Raw genomic sequence first — 18,397 nt, 5'->3', positions numbered from 1 at the left:
ATACCCCATAGGGGGTATTTTATGTTGAGCATGTCTTCTTGATTATTCACTTGAAAACGGGGCTGTCCTACACTAGAGATGTAGGTCAGCCCCTTAGTAATTGTTATTTATCTAACAAAAGCTGCTCTACCTGATTAATGACCTCCGTGGACTGAGGATTCGTAGAGCTTTCAAAATGCTCTTTGAGACTACCGTCTCGACTAACCAAGAACTTCTCAAAATTCCATTTTACATCCCGCCCAGAATGCGACGTCAACCACTGATAAAGAGGATGTTGGTTGTCTCCACCTTTCACATGAATGAAGTCAAATAGGGGAAATTCCACCCCGTAATTCACGGAGCAAAACTCCACTACTTCTTCAATGGTGTCCAGCTCCTGGTTAAAGTCGTCTGATGGGAACCCTAAAATGACTAAGCCTTCATCATGATAGCGTTCATGAAGCATTTGCAAATCTTGATATTGAGAAGTGTAACCACAACGTGAAGCGACATTGACGATTAACAGAACTTTATCTTTATAGTCGGACAAGGGAATATCTTCACCTTTAGTATTTTTTACAGAGATTCCATACAGAGAAGGTATCTCTGGGTTGTCTGTGTGACTTGGGATTGGATCCTCATTTAGAGCGGTAGTTTGACAAGAGGCCAAAATCAACATAAGGATTAAAACTAAGATTAGACGATACATGTTAATGCTGTCACCACCCTATGTTATGATTGAGTTGTTGGTGCCGATTTTATATATCCCACCAGGGGGAAACAGGAGCAAAATCACGATTTAACGGAACCGTCTCACCAATCTGAGGAACAATCAAATTCACAGCTCTGTTCTGTGCCTCTATTAATGCTCGTTGTATCGGGTCTGTCCAACCATGAAATGCTAGGGTAAAAGCTCCCCAATGAACTAACATCATATTCTTCCCGTTTACATCAAGATGAGCCTGCACCGCTTCTTCAGGTGTCATATGAACCCAAGACCAACGATCATCATATTGGCCGCCTTCCATTAGGGTAATATCAAAGGGGCCGTATATACTCCCAATTTCCTTAAAGTGTCCATCATAACCGCCATCCCCGCTGATATAGAAACGCGTCTGTTGTCCAAGGATAACCCATCCCCCCCACAGGGTCGTATCTCGATTAAACATCCCTCTTCCAGAGAAATGTTTGGATGGAGTCAAGGCAATGGTTAACCCTTGGAACTTGGTTTCATCCCACCAATTGAGCTCTATAATTTTTTCTTGCTCAACTCCCCATCGAATCAAGTGAGCACTTACACCGTGAGGAACGAAAAATTGACCGACTTTGCTCTTTAGCTTTTGAATGGATAGATAATCCAAGTGGTCGTAGTGATCATGTGTGATAAACACGGCATCAATAGGTGGCATTTCATCAATTATATGCAATAGGTCCTCACTGTAACGCTTGCTTCCTATAAAAGAAACGGGTGAAGCAATAGGACCAAGCATCGGGTCTACGAGCAGCTTTTTATTATCGACACTCAGTAAAAACGCAGAATGACCAAACCATGTTAAGCTATCTTCCCCACTACTTATTTCGTTCCAATCTATCGCGGTAACTGGAATTTGACCAGCAGGATTGCGATCTTTACCACCTAACAAATTTTCCTTCATCATAGAATAGTAGTCAGATACACTTAAGTTCATCTCGGTCGGTACCAAATTTACAAATTTCCCCTTACTATTATTATTAAACCTGCTATATAGCTCTTTCTGCTCATTACTTGGGTTTCCCCCGAACACGGGATGTAGGTTCACAAACCATAAAATGGCTACAACTAATACAATCAATAAGACGAATAGATATATCATAACTTTTTTCATGGGATCCTTTCTAAGATTAAGCTCATAAATATGAACTCGCCGCTGTAATCATTTTTGTCAAAGAGACATTCCTCAGTAGTTCAATGGCCGAGCAACAGTCTGTTATCCGTAGGCTGGTGGTTTCCCCTTTCAAGACAGGCGAGTCCGTCCTAAATTCCCTAGCCATATTGCCGGCTTAGCTCACTTGGGAGATCGCCTGCGTTGCAAGCAGGAGGTTAAGAATCTACTCGACATATTATAGAATTTACTATTGAGGGTCATACCAAGTTACTGCCCCTAGATAATCTACGTTTTCGATCCATTTTTCGGGCGATGTTCCGTCTAATTCGGATATCCAAATATTATTTTTTTCCCAATTCGATCTTGTCCATGATAACTTTTTATTCGTTTGCAGGATTTCAGGGTTAAAATCACCATAACCATTAGGTGGGAAACTTAACTGCAATTGTTCTTTATTTAGAATATTAATTCTGTACAATATTGGCAATGCCCTCTTGGATGGTACGTTTGACCACTCCAATTCAGGCGACCGGGAAACAACTACGTTCTCATCGCTCTGCCAAGTAAAACTTAGATCCACAAAATTTTTCGGTGTTAAAACAAGCTGCTGTAAAGCAGGGAGTTCTTTTACCTTTAAATTTTTGTTATTGAATCCAAAAACCATTCTGCCGCCACCTTGTATATATCCCAATAAGTTACTGGTTGGTGCCCAATCAAAAGGGAACCCCGAAGCCATCTCATCCAAAGGTTCAAACTTCTGACCATCCGAAGATAAAATACATAACATATTACTGTCCATGGACCATGAAGCTGTCGGATTAACAATAAAGGAAATCCACTTTTTATCTGGTGACCATTTAAACGATGATGTGCCAATAGATAGAATCTCGATATTATTCTTTTTCAGTGTACCAGGAATCGTGAAAAATTCCTTCGCATTCGCAAATACGTTGTCCGGTTCAAAGTCGTCCTCTAACTTGATGTTAAACAATACAGGATTTGACCATCCATCAGGACGTGGACAGGCACTAGACGATGCCAAAAAGCCTCTTCCGTCAGGTGTCCAGGAGAAATGATCAACTCCATGTGCAACATCGTAAGTTCGTGCGGGTTTATCTCCCCTTAAGTCAGTAAGATTAATTCCTATTTGGGGCTGATATGCCAGAAGATTTCTGTCAGGTGCCCATTGAAAATTGTATCCGTGATGAAACACAAGATAGTTTTTTTGGGCTTCAATATTGTAAGCCCAGATCTCTAGATTTTCGGGTTTTTCACCTTGTTTAGAATAAGCAATCCACCTAGCATCATGGGACCATTCAGGAGATCCGGCATTTCCATTATCGGTAATCTGTAATTCCTTGTCATCTATTTTTACCCAAAGGTTTCCCTCGCGAATAAAAGCAGCTTTCATTGAACTCTCTGCATGTGCCACCAGTGAATTCTGAAAACATAATATAAAAATTAAGATAGATTGAAATATTTTCAACTCACCACCTCCCAAATCAATGTTATTATTTCCATAAGAAAAGACCCTATAAGAAAGAGTCTTGATATCCACATCCACAGTTATTAAAGTTTACCTGTCATCCATTTTATACTTTTTATAGGCTAATGGTGTCATATTCATCGCCCTTCGGAATTTATCAATAAAATAGCTTGTACTATTAAATCCTACTTGATAGGCAACATCAGTAACATTAGATTCTGCTTGTTGCAGGAGGAGTACGCTTTTTTGAATTCGATAATCCATAACGTAATTTAAAGGTGTTGTTTTCAGCATTCGTTTGAAATACCGACAGCATTCAGAACGGCTTAATTGACCCGCTCTTGCAATATCGTCTAACCTAATTTTCTCAGCATAATGTAGATGTATCCAATTTAACATTTGCTTCATACGTTGACTCTTCAACATTTCCGTCTGGTCGTATTCTAATGGAAAGCCATTAATGATTAAGTTTTTCCAAATGCATGTTAGCTGAATGGTGATGTCAAATTCATAGTAAGGTGATTTCTGTTGAATCCATTGATTAATATTTATAATGGAATCTAAAATGTTTTTCCCCCAAGGCTCATTTGCATTGATGTATATGTAAGGTAAATTAGTCGCTTGAATATAGGGACTTACATAGGTTGAATAAAGTTCTTGGGATAAAACGAAATGAGGAGAAACATTTAAACAAATATAGACACAATCAGATTGATTCTTCTCTTCCGCCATATGCAGGCAACCACTATTGATAAATAGCCCGTTACCCTCTCGAACCACAAGTTTTTCTTCATTTACCTGAAAGATGGCTTCCCCGTTTAGAATCAACACAAATTGAATTTCGTCATGCCAATGAAGCGGGATATATCCATGTATATTTTGGTTAATGGTTGTTTCGTAACATGCAATCGGCAACACAACGGTACGGTGTTCGGTTAGCTCTTTCAAGCTTTGGTCAACCATGAAATTTTTTATTTGCAAGTTCCCACCACCTCAATATCTTTATATTTTTTAGTTCGATATGAGTATTAATAAAACAATTTTCCACTTAATATTACACTATTATTATATTTGAAGGGAGAAAATGAACCATGGATAGACAAACTAGACGAACAGGGTTATTTCTCGTCATAACGGGAGCGATATTTTGGGGTATTGGTGGTACCGTTGCACAAAAGCTCTTTCAACAATACGCAATGGATGTAAATTGGCTTGTAACGACACGCTTGCTGATAGCTGGTTTTTTACTTTTAACCGTTCAATTTTTTCTGAAAGACCGTTCACAGGTATTTGATGTCTGGAAAACTAGAAGGACAGCCGTTCAACTGATGATCTTCGGGTTACTTGGTATGCTTGCGGTTCAATACACTTATATGGCATCTATTAAACATGGTAATGCTGCGGTTGCAACCCTATTACAATATTTGGCGCCTACAATGATTATCATCTATTTAGTCCTACGAAAACAAACCATTTTAACACGAAGAGATTTGTTGACTGTTTTACTTGCTTTAGTGGGTTGCTTTTTCTTATTAACAAACGGCTCAATTTCTGAACTATCCGTGCCGACACTTGCCATCGTTTGGGGTGTTTTATCTGGGTTAACGTTAGCATTTTATACCTTATATGCTGTTCCTCTATTGAAGCAATACGATTCTCTTGTCATTGTTGGCTGGGCTATGATCATCGGTGGTTTTGCATTAAGTTTTATCCATCCACCTTGGCAAATAAACTTTACAAGCATGACGCTAGAAATCTATTTATACTTAATATTCGTTATTATATTCGGAACAATGATTGCATTTTGGTTTTATATAGAAAGTTTACAAAGTCTTTCCCCTAAAGAATCAAGCCTCCTTGGTAGCCTAGAACCACTAGCGGCTGTTTTAACAACGGTCATTTGGTTAAAAGAACCTTTTGGATTTTTTCAATGGATGGGTACATCTTGTATCATTGGGATGATGTTATTATTAGCATTAAATAAAAAGTCTTCTTCACCGAATAACGAGCCCCTTAAAAATAAAAAGCCTCTCAGAGTTAGCTAATTTGCTCTGAGGGACTTACTACTTCTGCCAGTTACCGCATTTTTGAAGCAAGGGACGGATGCCCATCTAGCTATCGAATCCCCGTTTAACTTAATAATAACTCATCATCAGTTGGTAAACCTCCCCAGCCGACTTCTTTGCTAATGAGAAATGGTCCTTGTATCATTTATGTTGCGGTTTCTTTTATAAGATTCGCTTCTGCGGCCAGAAGTAGAGTATAGTAGGAGTAGTTGAAAATATATTCCAGGAGGCGACAGCCATGTCACAGGAGATTTGGATTAACCTACCGGTCAAAGATGTTGAGAGGTCAACTACCTTTTTCAATGAGATTGGATTCCATGCGGTGAACGTTGGTAACGAGAGAGCCAAGCTTGCTATAGGTCAAACAACGATTCTGCTGTTCCCGGATGCGGCGTTTGAGAAATTTACAGGTTCAAAAACCGCAGATACTTCCCATAGCGCAGAAGTAATATTTTCCATTGGCGCTGAAAGCAGAGAAGAAGTAGATGCCTTTATTCAAAAAGTAGTGCTTGCTGGAGGAAGCATCTTTAGCAAGCCGAGTGAAATTGACGGCTGGATGTACGGCGCAGGGTTTGCCGACTTGGACGGTCACCGCTGGAACCTGCTGTACATGGATGAGAGCAAAATGCCGAAACGCTAATGTAAACGACAGTCACCTGCTTAAGGTCACCGGCGTTTTTTTACACCCCGTAAAATCTCATATCTTTCATTCAAATCAAAGTCTTTGCTTAGAAGGAAAAATTCGTGGGTTAAACTAATACAAATCACCTAGGTTAGACCATGTTAATTTATTGGTCTTACATAAAATATACTAGCACATTGGAACTAACCTCCCTTTAGCGCAACAAAAAAGTAGGGGATGAATTCCAATCCCGTTCCCCCGCTATCGAATCCCGTCAAACAAGGAATCTTGAAGAACTTTTCTTTGGGCATAAAACCGTTTTTCAGTTGTCAAATAAAATCAATTAGTTAAGTAATAAAAAATAGGAGTAGCTATAAAAAGCCACTCCTACGCTATCGATTCCGTTTGTTGAATAATATGCAGATCATTAAACCACGAGGACATAGAATCCGCTATTTTCTTAAAAACCTCATTTTAGAGGAGTTCACGGACATAGGTTCCCTTATTTCATCAAAATTCAAGAGAAAATCCTTTAAAATGAAGAATCAACGGAACCAATGTCCGCTTTTATCGAGAAACTCCCCTTTTCAACTCAAATAGCGGATCGTATGTCCATTAAAGTATGATAGAGCTATCCGGCCCGTTTTGTTGAGTAATGAAAAACGGCTGCCGAAGTAGGCGCAAATAGCCAAAGCGTAATGTCTCATAAATAAATTAAATGCACCCATCCCGTCTTGCGTTAGGTGCATTTATTATTAATCATGCTTGATTTTGAATAGTTCCCGTTCCAATTCACCTGTCTTCAAATCGTATAGCGAAGATCATTTTTGGTAGTCATATTTTCCTTAATCGCTACTACTTCACCGTGTATCTTGGCTGAGTCCAGCGTCAAAGCTTCCAATTTAGCATCCATTTCTTCCTGTCGATGACGAACAGCACTAACCATTTGGGTCAGTTCCTTCAACTGGTCTAGAATCAAGTCCAATTTATCACTCATGAATATACCCTCCCGGTCAAGTTAAGTAAAATGATTTTACCATGAAATCTGAAAGAAAGAGATATCGAATAATAACGGGATGTTTTGTTCAACTCTAGACTCCCAAAATTAACTATATGAGTTAAAGCACTAAGATGAAGCGTCTCTCGACGCTCCTCATGATTTGCTTTATTCGATGTCTGTTGAATATATAGGGGTTAAAAGTAATGAAAAGGAGAAGAATTCATTATTGACATCACCTTACGTCTTGATATCTGCTTTCCTCGTAAACGTCTTTACTGTTTTTCTGTTTGTATCGAGGAACTCCACGACAAACTCTTTTGATTTTGGAAGATATCGGACGTCTGCTTCATACGATGTTAAATCAAAGAGATTTGCGGGGGCACTCATATTTTCAGGTTATACAGTCGTCGGTGGTCTAAGTGTCGTGTAAGATTATTGAATAACCAATTTTTATTAATTACGGTTATTCCCATTCCTTTACCACTGTAAAAAGCAGGGGGATATGATGTGCCAAATACCCGTCCCCCTCCTATCGACTCGTATTAGCCATCCATGCCGCGCAAAATCAGTTCTGCTCCACATTCACAGTGCCCATACTGATACTACGCCTTTACACTGCCAGTGTAGCGCTCTCCCAGCTGAACTATTGCCCCATCGCCCATAGGCAAGAAATTTTTCTCAAATTATGTGAAAATATTAATCTCAAAGAAAAAGCATCTAGAGTCATGAATACCTCTAGATGCCTTATTTTAACGTTGGTGTGGTTGTTTCAATCAGACGATTTACAGCCACATTCAACTTAACTACATTTTCACTACCAAAAATAGCGTCTACCCACAGCGACTATATCCACAATTCGTGCAGCTCTTGCAGCCCTCACTATTAACAAGGGAAGCCGCTCCACAAGAAGGACAAATGTCTTTCACTCCAAAATCAAACTGATCATCATGGACGTCCTTATCTTCAATAGCTGGGGTTTCGGTTGCTGCTACAAGTCCATTCGTATCCGGTCCATCCAAATGAAGTTCCATCGCTTTTGCTACCGCATCCGCTACGGATTCTACACGGTTAGGTCCAAATCCTACAGCTCCTGTGCCACCAATACCCTTCAAATGCTTGATGAGAAGACGAGCCTTGTTTCCATCAGGAAGCTCTCCAAAACGTAAGAATAGAGTAGCAACGCGTCCAAGCGCCTCGGACATCGCGAATACATCTGATCCCGCTTTACCAACGTTAACGATAACCTCGAACGGTGCGTGGTTCGAATCATTAATCGTGATATACGCTTTACCTAGCGGTGTATTCATCTTATACGTTGCGCCTTGAAGAATCTGAGGTCTGCGCTGATATTCTTTTTCCTTTTCCACGTTCTTCACTTTCACTTCAACTACTTGCTGCTTCTTCTCTTCCGGTTTGTCTTTCTTTTCTGTAGAAAGAACCTGTACGTCACGGCTTCCATCACGGTAGATAGTAACTCCTTTACAACCAAGGTCGAAGGCTAGCTCATAAAGATTTTTCGTATCTTCTACTGTAAAGTCATGTGGTGCGTTAGCCGTCTTCGAAATGGAACTGTCTACCCAACGCTGAATAACTGCTTGTACACGCACGTGATCTTCAGCAGATAAATCTTGAGCTGTAACAAAGTAGAACGGCAAGTCTTCGCCTGGATTATCATTTATCCAGTTCTGGGCAATTGGAACATACTGCTTGTCCATGCCAAGACGGCTTTGACGGAAGTATTCGAATGCAAAGTAAGGCTCGATACCGGTGCTTGTTCCGACCATGGTTCCTGTGCTGCCAGTAGGAGCCTGGGTGATCACTGTTACATTACGCATTCCTTTTTCCTGGATTGTTGCACCTACCTCTGGGTAAGTAGCAACTAGGTTCTTCATGAATCCACTCTGTAAATACTTTTCTGAATCAAAGGCGCCAAAAGATCCTTTTTCCGCTGCAATCTCAGCAGAAGCTAAGTAGGATTCACGGGCCATAAATCCATAAAGCTTGTCTAGGAACTCAAGAGACTCCGGACTTCCGTAACGGATATTCATCTTAATTAGCAATTCGGCAAGACCCATGCTGCCTAAGCCTACACGACGTTCCAATTTCTGATTGGCTTCATTTTCATCAAAATGATAAGGGGTTGTATCAATAACGTTATCTAGGAAACGAACAGCATAATTCACACTCTTCGCGAGCTCGTCCCAAGCTACATCGTGGTTCTCTTCATCATAGAATTTTGATAGATTTAATGCAGAAAGATTGCAGACACCCCATGCTGGGAGGCCTTGTTCTCCACCTTTATACGTTAAAGCGTTAGTGCACTAAACTAACCCTCCTGTGTTATTCACAGCTGTATTTTTCAATACAGAACAGACCATATCATAACGGCATTCGTTTACCGTCCCTCCCACTTCGGCTACCCATTAAGCACTTGGTAACCTACTCTACTCCCTTATAAAAAGAATTGAACCTTTTTACGGTTTCGATGGTCGTTGAACGTTCGCCATAGGAATTACTTCCCTTAGGCACTTCGCTGCTGATTATCCAATTCATATGATTTTCGTACCATCACGCTCACCGTTTCCAGTCACGTTGTGGTCCATATGACTCTAAGGAACTTCCAGCAATTCAAGAGGTTTTACATCCACTATGGTTTAAGCAACCTTCAATGGATTCGTCGCAATTACAGGATTAAAGTACCAAGAATTCGACATCTGGTTATAATACTCCATGAACACCACACCAGGCTCGGCTGACTTCCAAGCGGATTCGATAATGGTGTGCCAGACCTCTCTTGCTTTAACTGTTTTATATACTTTAACGGCCTTTCCAAGCTCTTTCCACTTGTCTAGGTTACCGTCCCAAAGTTGATCGTATTCTGGATCGTTCGTGTCTGGGAAGACGAAATCCCAATCCAAGTCTTCTTTTACAGCCTTCATGAAGGCATTACTAACACATACTGATAGATTCGCATTGGTTACTAGACCTGCGGTTTGCTTGATGGTGATGAATTCAAGAACATCTGGGTGCCAGTCCCAAAGCATTAACATAAGGGCTCCACGCAAAAATTGTTACTCACTCTATTTAAGAGTGGGCTAGGACATTTCTGCCTAGCTCTCATATTTTCATATGAGAGCGGACTATATCATCAGGAATTTAAGAAGGATAAAAAGATCTCTTGTTTTCGTTTTAAGCTGAGGGTTCCAGTATTTGGAGCATATAAATGGGTTGCTAATAACCTGATGGTTTTAATGCTTGCTAACTCAAACGATACACAGCCGACCTTCTGGTAAATTGGTTTTTTTGGAATAGAAAGGCCATGGGCTATTAAGAAGTGTTTGATTTGTAGCATCATTTTTTCATTTCCAGTTAGAGTGAATTTGGGTTTTTCAAGGTTGGATCGATAATACCGTCGTATATAACCATCAGCATCGAAAAATCCTCTTAAAAAAGCCCACCTAAGATTTTCTCCTTGAAATATTGGAAAACATTCTCTACCTGTTTTTTGAGGTAAAACTCCATACTTCATTAGATCATGACATAGCTTTGTACTGTTGATTGTTAAGCTGATTTTATCCTGTTCATTTTCGTACTTTGCTTTTCTAATCTTAAGGAGTTCTACCATACCGAGGTAATCCGCTATATCTTCCAGTATTTGCCGATCAGTGATTGCAATGGCAATAACTAATCTTTTTGATTTCACTCTATCGTGGACACAACCATCACCCATTATAAAACCAACTATATACGCTAAATTAGGATCATTGATATTTTCAAAGATATTTTCATCATACTGATATATCTTCGATTTTTCTTTTCCCATCTGTCCAGGGTCTCGTCCAATGAATCCATCTTCCGTCATCCATCTAGAGAGCGTTCCCCTTGGGATATCCATAATCCTAGCTATTTCATGTTGACTGAAACCTTCATTATAGAATTCTTTTACCCTCTGTTTTAATAAATCCCTGTCCCGTGCCCCATAATAGCGTCTCCGTCTAATATGGTTTACTCGCCCCTTTGTTCCCATGTTGTTCCCCTCCCAATTTAAGGATACTGGAAACTTTAGGGACTTTCAATAGTCTCTGAACGTTCATCTTCGTTTCCAAAGATGCTTCGCTGCTGATTGCCCAATTCATAGCCTTTTCAAACCTTCACGCTTGCTGTTGCCAGCTGCGTTGTAGTGTCTATGACTCTAAGGGTGTCCCAGCAATTCACGGGATTAAGTCGCCATGGTTTTAACGACTTCCACCTTGCTCAATCAATCCAGTCGTATAACTAAACAATCCGCCCCAGCTTACAGAACCGCTGGAGGATCCGTTGACGCCTTTAACTAAAGCTCTTCTTGGTCGTAAGGAGGATAGGTTGATTCCAACACCGCCTCCACGTGACATGATTTCCGTCATCTCCGTGAGGGTTGTCATGATGCCTCCGCGGCTGTCATGGGGAGATGGGATAACGTAACAGTTAAATAAAGTTAATTCATCATTCGTACCAGCACCAGCCGCAATACGTCCGCCAGGTACGAGCTTCCAATCATCTAGTACATATCTAAATTTATCTTCCCACTCTTGTTGTTTTTCAGGAGATTGCTCACAGCGAGACATGGTTCTAGCCAGCCTGTCCCACATTTTATCTGGAGTCTCTTCGAGAGTTCTTATCATGCGCTCAGGAATGGTAACGATCTCTTCTCCACTGCGCAACTTGACGGTAACATCGTTTCCGTTGCGCTTGGTGACCACACCGACTTCTTTTTGAGGAAACTTCGGATCATCCTTCGTCAAGCAAATGACGGTATCCCCTTCGGTTACGTGATCAGGATCAAGATCTTTCATCGCATAGCGGTCTAAGAAAATCTTCTCACTTAGCCCCTCTAAACGATATGTATTTTTCTTTAATTCCATCCTTAGTCCTCCAATATATTAAATTGACCTAACTCTATGATGTCTGATAAAGTAGTGATGTTGCAGGTATGATAAAGATACCACACCCCACCAATACATTCAATATGTTGACAAGGTGTTTTTGTGCTTCTACTACATATTGTGTGTTTTGTGGAAAGTCTGCAAAAATGAGTTCGCATTATTCTAACTTCTATTAGGAAGGATGTTTAAGCTCCATGATCTTGTATAACAATAGGTTGATTGACCGAGAAGAAGCTCGAGTTGATATCGAAGACCGAGGATATCAATTTGGTGACGGCGTCTACGAAGTCGTCAGTGTTTATGGTGGAAAAATCTTTAGGTTACAGGAGCATTTAGATCGGTTTGAATACAGCGCAAACCAAATAGGCATTACTCTTCCCGTGAGTCTAGAGAACTTAAGCGAAAATCTACATAAATTAATCGCTCATCACGAGCTATCCGATGGACAAATTTACTATCAGGTCACGCGTGGCTATGCACCAAGAAACCATCCCTTCCCTGAGAATCCTCAACCGGTATTAACAGGTTATGTCACTCGTAAGCCAAGACCTGTTGAAGCCATGAAAAATGGAGTGGCTGCCATCATCACTGACGATATTCGCTGGCTTCGTTGCGACATCAAGAGTTTAAATCTACTCGGCAGTGTGCTTGCTAAACAAAAAGCAGCAGAAGCAGGGGCTTATGAAGCGATTCAACACCGAGATGGTGTAGTTACCGAGGGAAGTGCCTCGAACCTCTTCATGGTGAAAGATGGTAAGCTTCATACTCATCCGCTTGGTAACCTGATCTTAGGTGGCATTACCCGTATTGTTGTACTCGAAATAGCTAAGAAGTTGGGCATTGATGTGGTTGAATCCTCCTTTACCCTAAGTGAACTTGCTGAAGCTGAGGAGCTCTTTCTCACCAGTACGACTTCTGAGATTATGCCTATCGTGACACTAGATGGTAAACCTGTGCGTTCTGGAGCCCCTGGTAGCGTTACTAAACTATTGCAAGAAGAATTTGAAGGACTACTTTAAAATTAATGAAAGTATAAAAGGGCTGCCGTGGGGCAGCCCTTTTAAGTTTAGTTCGTTTTATTTACTTCATAGACGATATCATCGAGTCGGTACAATTCGATCTTGTCGTTTCTCTTCAAAGAATCAAGTGTAACTCCTCGGTTGCCAGAACGAACAAAGAGCTCGGGGGCATATTTATAGCTTCGAACCCCTTCAATGATATAAATGTAGTTATTGTCCTTATAATAATACTCGGCTGTAATTTTTTCCATCTTGATGAGTCTCTTCTTGCCGCCTGCCCATTCATTCACCTGAATCCGATCATTAACCGCCAAGCTGCTTAACTGTGTGTATTCATTGGTCTTATACTTGATTACATCACCAGTAGTGAAGGTTAGGGTTACGCTTGTACCATCATTTTTGAGGACGGTATATTCCTTCTTTTCTACATTGATGTTGGTCACCATACCCTTATAGCTTGGAAGAACCTCAACGGCCTTCAAATCTTCCCCTACAAAAGTCGCTTTTACCGTATCTCCCTTTAGGATTTCGGTAAATTTCGGTTTATCCTTCGCTGGAATGGTTAAGGTTACACCAGCATTCAAGTAAAGGCTAAATTCTCTTTTGTTTTCGTTTTGGACATAGAGACGCTTGCTACTCTCATAGGTATCTGTCACGACGTAGGCAATTTCTCTCTTGACATCAATGTCTGTAATTTTTTCCGTGTTGTCTAGCTTCACTCGGACAAAGTCATTGCGCTCTAAATCCGATAAATCTGGACTGCTTATATGCCTAATATTGACATCATAATTACTTGCTACGTAATACGGCTTTTGCTCCCCGTTAGCCAGCGCTAGAGTAAGAATTCGTCGCTCGGTATCGACACGTACAACCGTACCCTCTAATCGATTATCCACTTCAAGGTATACGATCTTGTCATTGTACAACTGCAGCTTCGCTCTCATATCCTTTTTGATATCATCGAGGTTGGAGCGGAAGCTTCCATTAATATAAAGTTCATAGGTGTCTGCAAAAACGTAAGGCTGGTAGGTCTTTTTACCATCCTTCTCAAATTCAAGCAGCAAGGTTTTTGTCGTCTTATCGATGGAGAATACTTTTCCTTCAATAAGATCTCCCACTACTGGTGTTTGAACCTGAGTGCGACTCGTGATATCTACGCTAGAAATCGTACCGTCTGCTCCAATGTGCAGGACAACTTGGTCGCCGGCTTTAACCTCAGATGCTCCTGAAACGGTTTGACCTTGAATCTTAATCGTTGAATTAGCAGATAGCTTATAGACATTAGGTCTTTCACTATTTTTCGGTTTCACTGTCAAATAGTTTTGGTCTTGTGAAACGGAAAGAATCGAAGCTTCCTCAATGATGGTAACGACTTTTATTTCCGTAATCACGGATTGGTCTAGCTTAAGCTCGACTTCCATCCCTTTTAGCAACCCTACTAGACCGGTATTACGCTGATCAGGGTAGGTGATTAAGGCATTATCAGCGATTTTGTAAACCTTCACCGATGTAGTTCCTTGTTGAATCGTAATGAGTCGGTTGGTAACGTCGACTTCATATACATTGCCTTTGCTGCTGAGTTCATGCTGTCCTACCACGCGATAGATCTTGATGACTCTTCCTCCGACGACCGTCAATTCAATTGTATCATTCACCGCTAAATCATTAATAGAACGAACCGTTCCATCCTTTGAGCCAAAGCTAATCTGATCTACAAGCTGATAGGTCTTTAACCCTCCTGTTGTTGTAACAGCGATGGTCTTAAATTCAGTTAGGACTTTAGAAAGGGTACCGGTAATCGTTTCTTGAGCAGTTGCTTCATCAAGAATTTCAATGAGTAGAGCATCCTTAGCATTCGCTCCGCCTAATAAAACATTTACAGGTTGATAACGCGCTAAAGAAGTGAAGCCTACTTTTTGATTTTCCTTAAATACAGCAGTATTTGCATTTAGAGAAAGTGTAAGTTGCCCTGTTTGGGTTTCTAGAATCATCTCATCGCCAGTAAAGGACAGGATCTGACCTTGAACCTCATTGCCAACGGTTTCCGGAAGATGCTTCTCTGCAAGACTGATCAGCACCGCTAGTTGGGCTCTTGTTACACTTTGCTTAGGTCTAAAGCTAAAGCTTCCATCTGCATTCTGGAATCCCTTAATCAACTCAAATTCACTTGATGCGGCAAGCTTGACGTAATTGCTAGCCCAATCGTCAATTGTGTTTCTATCGGCAAACGTACTCGTAACATTCTCATACAGTCTTGCTTCCGCTTCTTTTTCAATCATCCGAACGAGAAGCTGAGCGATCCACTGACGAGAAGCAGCGGTTTCCCCACGGAATCGGCTTCCTTCTTCTAATTTTAGAAGTCCTTCTTTATGAGCAACGGAGATATAACCCTTTGCCCAATCCGATACGCCTTGGTAAAGCGTAGAGTAATCTGTGCCTGTGTAGGTTTCTGCTTCGTTTTTAAGCCCCATGGCACGTACGACCATGGCGATGGCTTGCTCTTGTCTTACCGCTTGATCAGGCAAGAATCTTCCATCCGGTGTTCCCTCAACAAGTCCTTTTAAGGACATCTTTGTAATATGTTGTAATGCCCAACCATGCCTTGCGTCAACGTCACTGAATTTTTTCCCTTGTGCATCGGCCGTCAACGGAGTTGTTAGTAATAGACCAAAGACAAGGAAAAAGACTAGGACACTTGAAATGCTTTTTTTGATCGTTCGATTCATGTTGTATTCCTCTCTCCCTTTTTACAAATTTTACCTTTATAGACGACCAAAGAAAAAAGAGGGATTTCTTTTTTCCCTCTTTTTACCTTTCGACATTGTTCCTTCATTTCCTCTATAAAAATCAAGAAAAATGCCGAAATCTACCGCTTGAAATTCCACTCAGAATTTCCATACTTCTCTTGGGCAAGCTGCTCGGCTAACAAGCGTTCATCTTCCGTCAGCTCACCAGGGATAAGATCCACATCCAGTCCTTCTTGAAATCCTTGGAAAAAGGCAGTCCGAGCTTCCTCTAAGCTTACTACCCGATCGCTCAGATGATTAATGGCAACAGCTTTTTCCAGAAAGGACTGCTTCATCCTCTCCATCACCCGCTCCGAAGAGAAGTTTAAGACTTCGAACAGCTTGTCCACGTCCCAGTCCAATAAGATCGACCCATGTTGGAGGATCGTTCCCTTCTGCCTGGTTTGAGCACTACCTGCAATCTTCTTCCCTTCTACCACTAGCTCATACCACGAGGGAGAATCAAAACACGCAGAGGAACCCATGGAGGCGTATTTCGCTTTTTCCTCTTCTGATGCAAGAGAAACCATCTCGGCGTGGAAGCCTAGGCGTTGAAAGCCGCTAAGCAATCCATTGCTAATAACCCGATACGCTTCATTCACTTGAGAAGGCATGCCTGGATAGTTCTCCGAGACTACCACACTATAAGTGAGCTCTTGGTCGTGCAGTACGGCTCTTCCCCCCGTAGCTCGACGAACAAAACCAAGACCAAACCTAGCAACCGCTTCGTGGTTAATTTCCTTTTCCTTTTGAAAGTAACCAATCGATAAAGTAGACGGGTCCCACGTATAAAATCTTACAGTCGGAGGAGTCTTTCCTTGACTGTGTATGGTTAGAATCGCTTCATCAATAGCCATGTTCATGGCTGGGGTTTGAGCCCCGGAATCAATAAAGCGCCATCTAGCTTTTTTCGTCATATGACACCTCTTTTTGTTCGGACTATAGCCTCTACTTTAACATGGATTGGGAGTGTATGTAAGAGTTGAAGACGGGAAGCTTGAGACAGTTAGGTGAAAAACCCAGATGCACCAGTTAATTGCAATCATTAGCGGCTTGAGAGCAAGTTGATGGGTTTTGTGATCAAATGGCGTGGATTATTTGGAATTGTACCTCGCACGTGAGCAAACGGTACCTATTCATGAGCAACCACCACTTTTCCGTGAGCATATCAGGAATTTCGTGAGCATCCGGAATTGAACACGGTCATTGGGTTCGATCCAGGGCACGAGCTAATAAAAAAATCAAAATTACTTGAAAATCAGCTTCATATTGATTGCTCTAAACAAAAGTTCAAGTAGCACTCATAAAAAACTAGATTAAAATTGCCCATACCTTGAAAAAACCTGAGCCAGGCGATACCTCATCCGAGCGATCCACCAGCTTCAGGGCACGAATCGCGAGCTTGCGGTACCTCATCCGAGTAATCCGTTACGGTTCAGGGCACGCAACGAGGGCTTGCGCTACCTCATCCGAGCAATCCGCACGGTTCAGGGCACGATCCGCGGGCTTGCGCTACCTCACCCGAGTGATCCACCCGATCCAGGGCACGAGCTAATAAAAAAATCAAAATTACTTAAAAATCAGCTTCATATTGATTGCTCTAAACAAAAGTTCAAGTAGCACTCATAAAAAACTAGATTAAAATTGCCCATACCTTGAAAAAACCTGAGCCAGGCGATACCTCATCCGAGCGATCCACCAGCTTCAGGGCACGAATCGCGAGCTTGCGGTACCTCATCCGAGTAATCCGTTACGGTTCAGGGCACGCAACGAGGGCTTGCGCTACCTCATCCGAGCAATCCGCACGGTTCAGGGCACGATCCGCGGGCTTGCGCTACCTCACCCGAGTGATCCACCCGATCCAGGGCACGAGCTAATAAAAAAATCAAAATTACTTAAAAATCAGCTTCATATTGAGTGCTCTAAACAAAAGTTCAAGTAGCACTCATAAAAAACTAGATTAAAATTGCCCATACCTTGAAAAAACCTGAGCCAGGCTGCTACCTCACCCGAGTGATCCACCCGATACAGGTCACGAACCGCAGGCTTGCGATACCTCATCCGAGCGATCCGCCAATTCAGGGCACGAATCGCGGGCTTGCGGTACCTCATCCGAGCGATCCGCCAGATTCAGGGCACGAATCGCGGGCTTGCGGTACATCATCCGAGCGATCCGCCTAGTTCAGGTCACGAATCGCGGGCTTGCGGTACCTCATCCGAGCGATCCGCTAGATTCAGGGCACGAATCGCGAGCTTGCGGTACCTCATCCGAGCGATCCGCCTAGTTCAGGGCACGAATCGCGGGCTTGCGGTACCTCATCCGAGCGATCCGCCTAGTTCAGGTCACGAATCGCGGGCTTGCGGTACCTCATCCGAGCGATCCGCCAGATTCAGGTCACGAACCGCGAGCTTGCGGTACCCACCTGAGCGATCCCCCAGCCGAGCATGTCACACCCAAAAAAATAACCGGAGAACTCCTCCGGTTATTTCATGCTTTATTTCCTTTTATGCTTTGGTCCCTTATTGGGATCCTTGATCTCCGTTCGTCCGCGAGCGTCGTTGGCCTCGGCCCAGGACGTTTTATCACGGATATCTTCTTTTCCTTGATCTCGCTTTTCCGCCATGACAAACCCCTCCTTGATAGTTAAGTTC

Annotated in this window: 14 protein-coding genes and 2 pseudogenes; 3 read left to right on the top strand and 13 right to left on the bottom strand. The window is 42.0% G+C overall.

Annotation, left to right across the window (positions count from 1 at the left end; translation table 11 throughout):
• Positions 1-103: 103 nt before the first annotated feature.
• The 4 genes from EIZ58_RS00625 to EIZ58_RS00610 all read right to left on the bottom strand — a co-directional run bounded on the left by EIZ58_RS00625 (position 104) and on the right by EIZ58_RS00610 (position 4,311).
• Positions 104-565 (bottom strand): glutathione peroxidase, encoded by a 462-nt coding sequence (locus tag EIZ58_RS00625; RefSeq protein WP_370297615.1) that lies wholly within the window; start codon positions 563-565, stop codon positions 104-106.
• Positions 566-737: 172 nt separating this feature from the next.
• Positions 738-1,832, bottom strand: a complete 1,095-nt coding sequence (locus tag EIZ58_RS00620; protein WP_134699585.1) for an MBL fold metallo-hydrolase — start codon at positions 1,830-1,832, stop codon at positions 738-740.
• A gap of 259 nt (positions 1,833-2,091) precedes the next feature.
• On the bottom strand, positions 2,092-3,402 hold the full coding sequence (locus EIZ58_RS00615; protein ID WP_167577413.1) for a TolB family protein: 1,311 nt from the start codon (positions 3,400-3,402) through the stop codon (positions 2,092-2,094).
• Between the two features lie 18 nt (positions 3,403-3,420).
• Positions 3,421-4,311: an AraC family transcriptional regulator gene (locus EIZ58_RS00610; RefSeq protein WP_134698590.1), complete on the bottom strand. Its 891-nt coding sequence runs from the start codon at positions 4,309-4,311 to the stop codon at positions 3,421-3,423.
• A 110-nt stretch (positions 4,312-4,421) separates the two neighbouring features.
• Between EIZ58_RS00610 and EIZ58_RS00605 the strand changes: the two genes are divergently transcribed.
• Positions 4,422-5,375, top strand: coding sequence for an EamA family transporter (locus EIZ58_RS00605; RefSeq protein ID WP_134698589.1), 954 nt, complete (start codon positions 4,422-4,424; stop codon positions 5,373-5,375).
• A gap of 259 nt (positions 5,376-5,634) precedes the next feature.
• Positions 5,635-6,036: a VOC family protein gene (locus EIZ58_RS00600; protein WP_134698588.1), complete on the top strand. Its 402-nt coding sequence runs from the start codon at positions 5,635-5,637 to the stop codon at positions 6,034-6,036.
• Positions 6,037-6,820: 784 nt separating this feature from the next.
• Here EIZ58_RS00600 and EIZ58_RS00595 read toward each other — a convergent pair.
• The 5 genes and pseudogenes from EIZ58_RS00595 to EIZ58_RS00575 all read right to left on the bottom strand — a co-directional run.
• The gene (locus EIZ58_RS00595; RefSeq protein WP_134698587.1) at positions 6,821-7,015 is read right to left on the bottom strand and encodes a hypothetical protein; all 195 of its coding nucleotides are present in this window, start codon (positions 7,013-7,015) and stop codon (positions 6,821-6,823) included.
• 833 nt (positions 7,016-7,848) lie between these two features.
• Positions 7,849-9,312, bottom strand: a pseudogene (locus EIZ58_RS00590) (TSCPD domain-containing protein); the annotation flags it as partial.
• 360 nt (positions 9,313-9,672) lie between these two features.
• The gene (locus EIZ58_RS00585; RefSeq protein ID WP_370297586.1) at positions 9,673-10,068 is read right to left on the bottom strand and encodes a glycyl radical enzyme family protein; all 396 of its coding nucleotides are present in this window, start codon (positions 10,066-10,068) and stop codon (positions 9,673-9,675) included.
• 98 nt (positions 10,069-10,166) lie between these two features.
• Entirely contained in the window at positions 10,167-11,045 is an 879-nt protein-coding gene (locus tag EIZ58_RS00580; RefSeq protein ID WP_134698586.1) for an LAGLIDADG family homing endonuclease, read from the bottom strand.
• A gap of 211 nt (positions 11,046-11,256) precedes the next feature.
• A pseudogene (locus EIZ58_RS00575) lies at positions 11,257-11,919 on the bottom strand (adenosylcobalamin-dependent ribonucleoside-diphosphate reductase); the annotation flags it as partial.
• A 215-nt stretch (positions 11,920-12,134) separates the two neighbouring features.
• Here EIZ58_RS00575 and dat point away from each other — a divergent pair.
• Complete coding sequence (dat, locus tag EIZ58_RS00570; protein ID WP_134698584.1) at positions 12,135-12,959, top strand: D-amino-acid transaminase; 825 nt, start codon at positions 12,135-12,137, stop codon at positions 12,957-12,959.
• Positions 12,960-13,006: 47 nt separating this feature from the next.
• On the opposite strand, the gene EIZ58_RS00565 is transcribed toward dat, so the two are convergent.
• The 4 genes from EIZ58_RS00565 to EIZ58_RS34690 form a co-directional block, all read right to left on the bottom strand.
• Positions 13,007-15,685, bottom strand: a complete 2,679-nt coding sequence (locus tag EIZ58_RS00565) for an S-layer homology domain-containing protein (protein ID WP_134698583.1) — start codon at positions 15,683-15,685, stop codon at positions 13,007-13,009.
• Positions 15,686-15,825: 140 nt separating this feature from the next.
• Positions 15,826-16,662, bottom strand: a complete 837-nt coding sequence (locus tag EIZ58_RS00560) for a lipoate--protein ligase family protein (RefSeq protein WP_134698582.1) — start codon at positions 16,660-16,662, stop codon at positions 15,826-15,828.
• 1,115 nt (positions 16,663-17,777) lie between these two features.
• Entirely contained in the window at positions 17,778-17,906 is a 129-nt protein-coding gene (locus EIZ58_RS34695) for a hypothetical protein (protein ID WP_255438099.1), read from the bottom strand.
• A gap of 334 nt (positions 17,907-18,240) precedes the next feature.
• The gene (locus tag EIZ58_RS34690; protein ID WP_255438098.1) at positions 18,241-18,369 is read right to left on the bottom strand and encodes a hypothetical protein; all 129 of its coding nucleotides are present in this window, start codon (positions 18,367-18,369) and stop codon (positions 18,241-18,243) included.
• Positions 18,370-18,397: the final 28 nt, after the last annotated feature.

Origin of the sequence: Ammoniphilus sp. YIM 78166, from assembly GCF_004522215.1 — a bacterium.
Classification (GTDB): domain Bacteria; phylum Bacillota; class Bacilli; order Aneurinibacillales; family RAOX-1; genus YIM-78166.
This window is presented reverse-complemented; position numbering and strand designations above follow the sequence as displayed.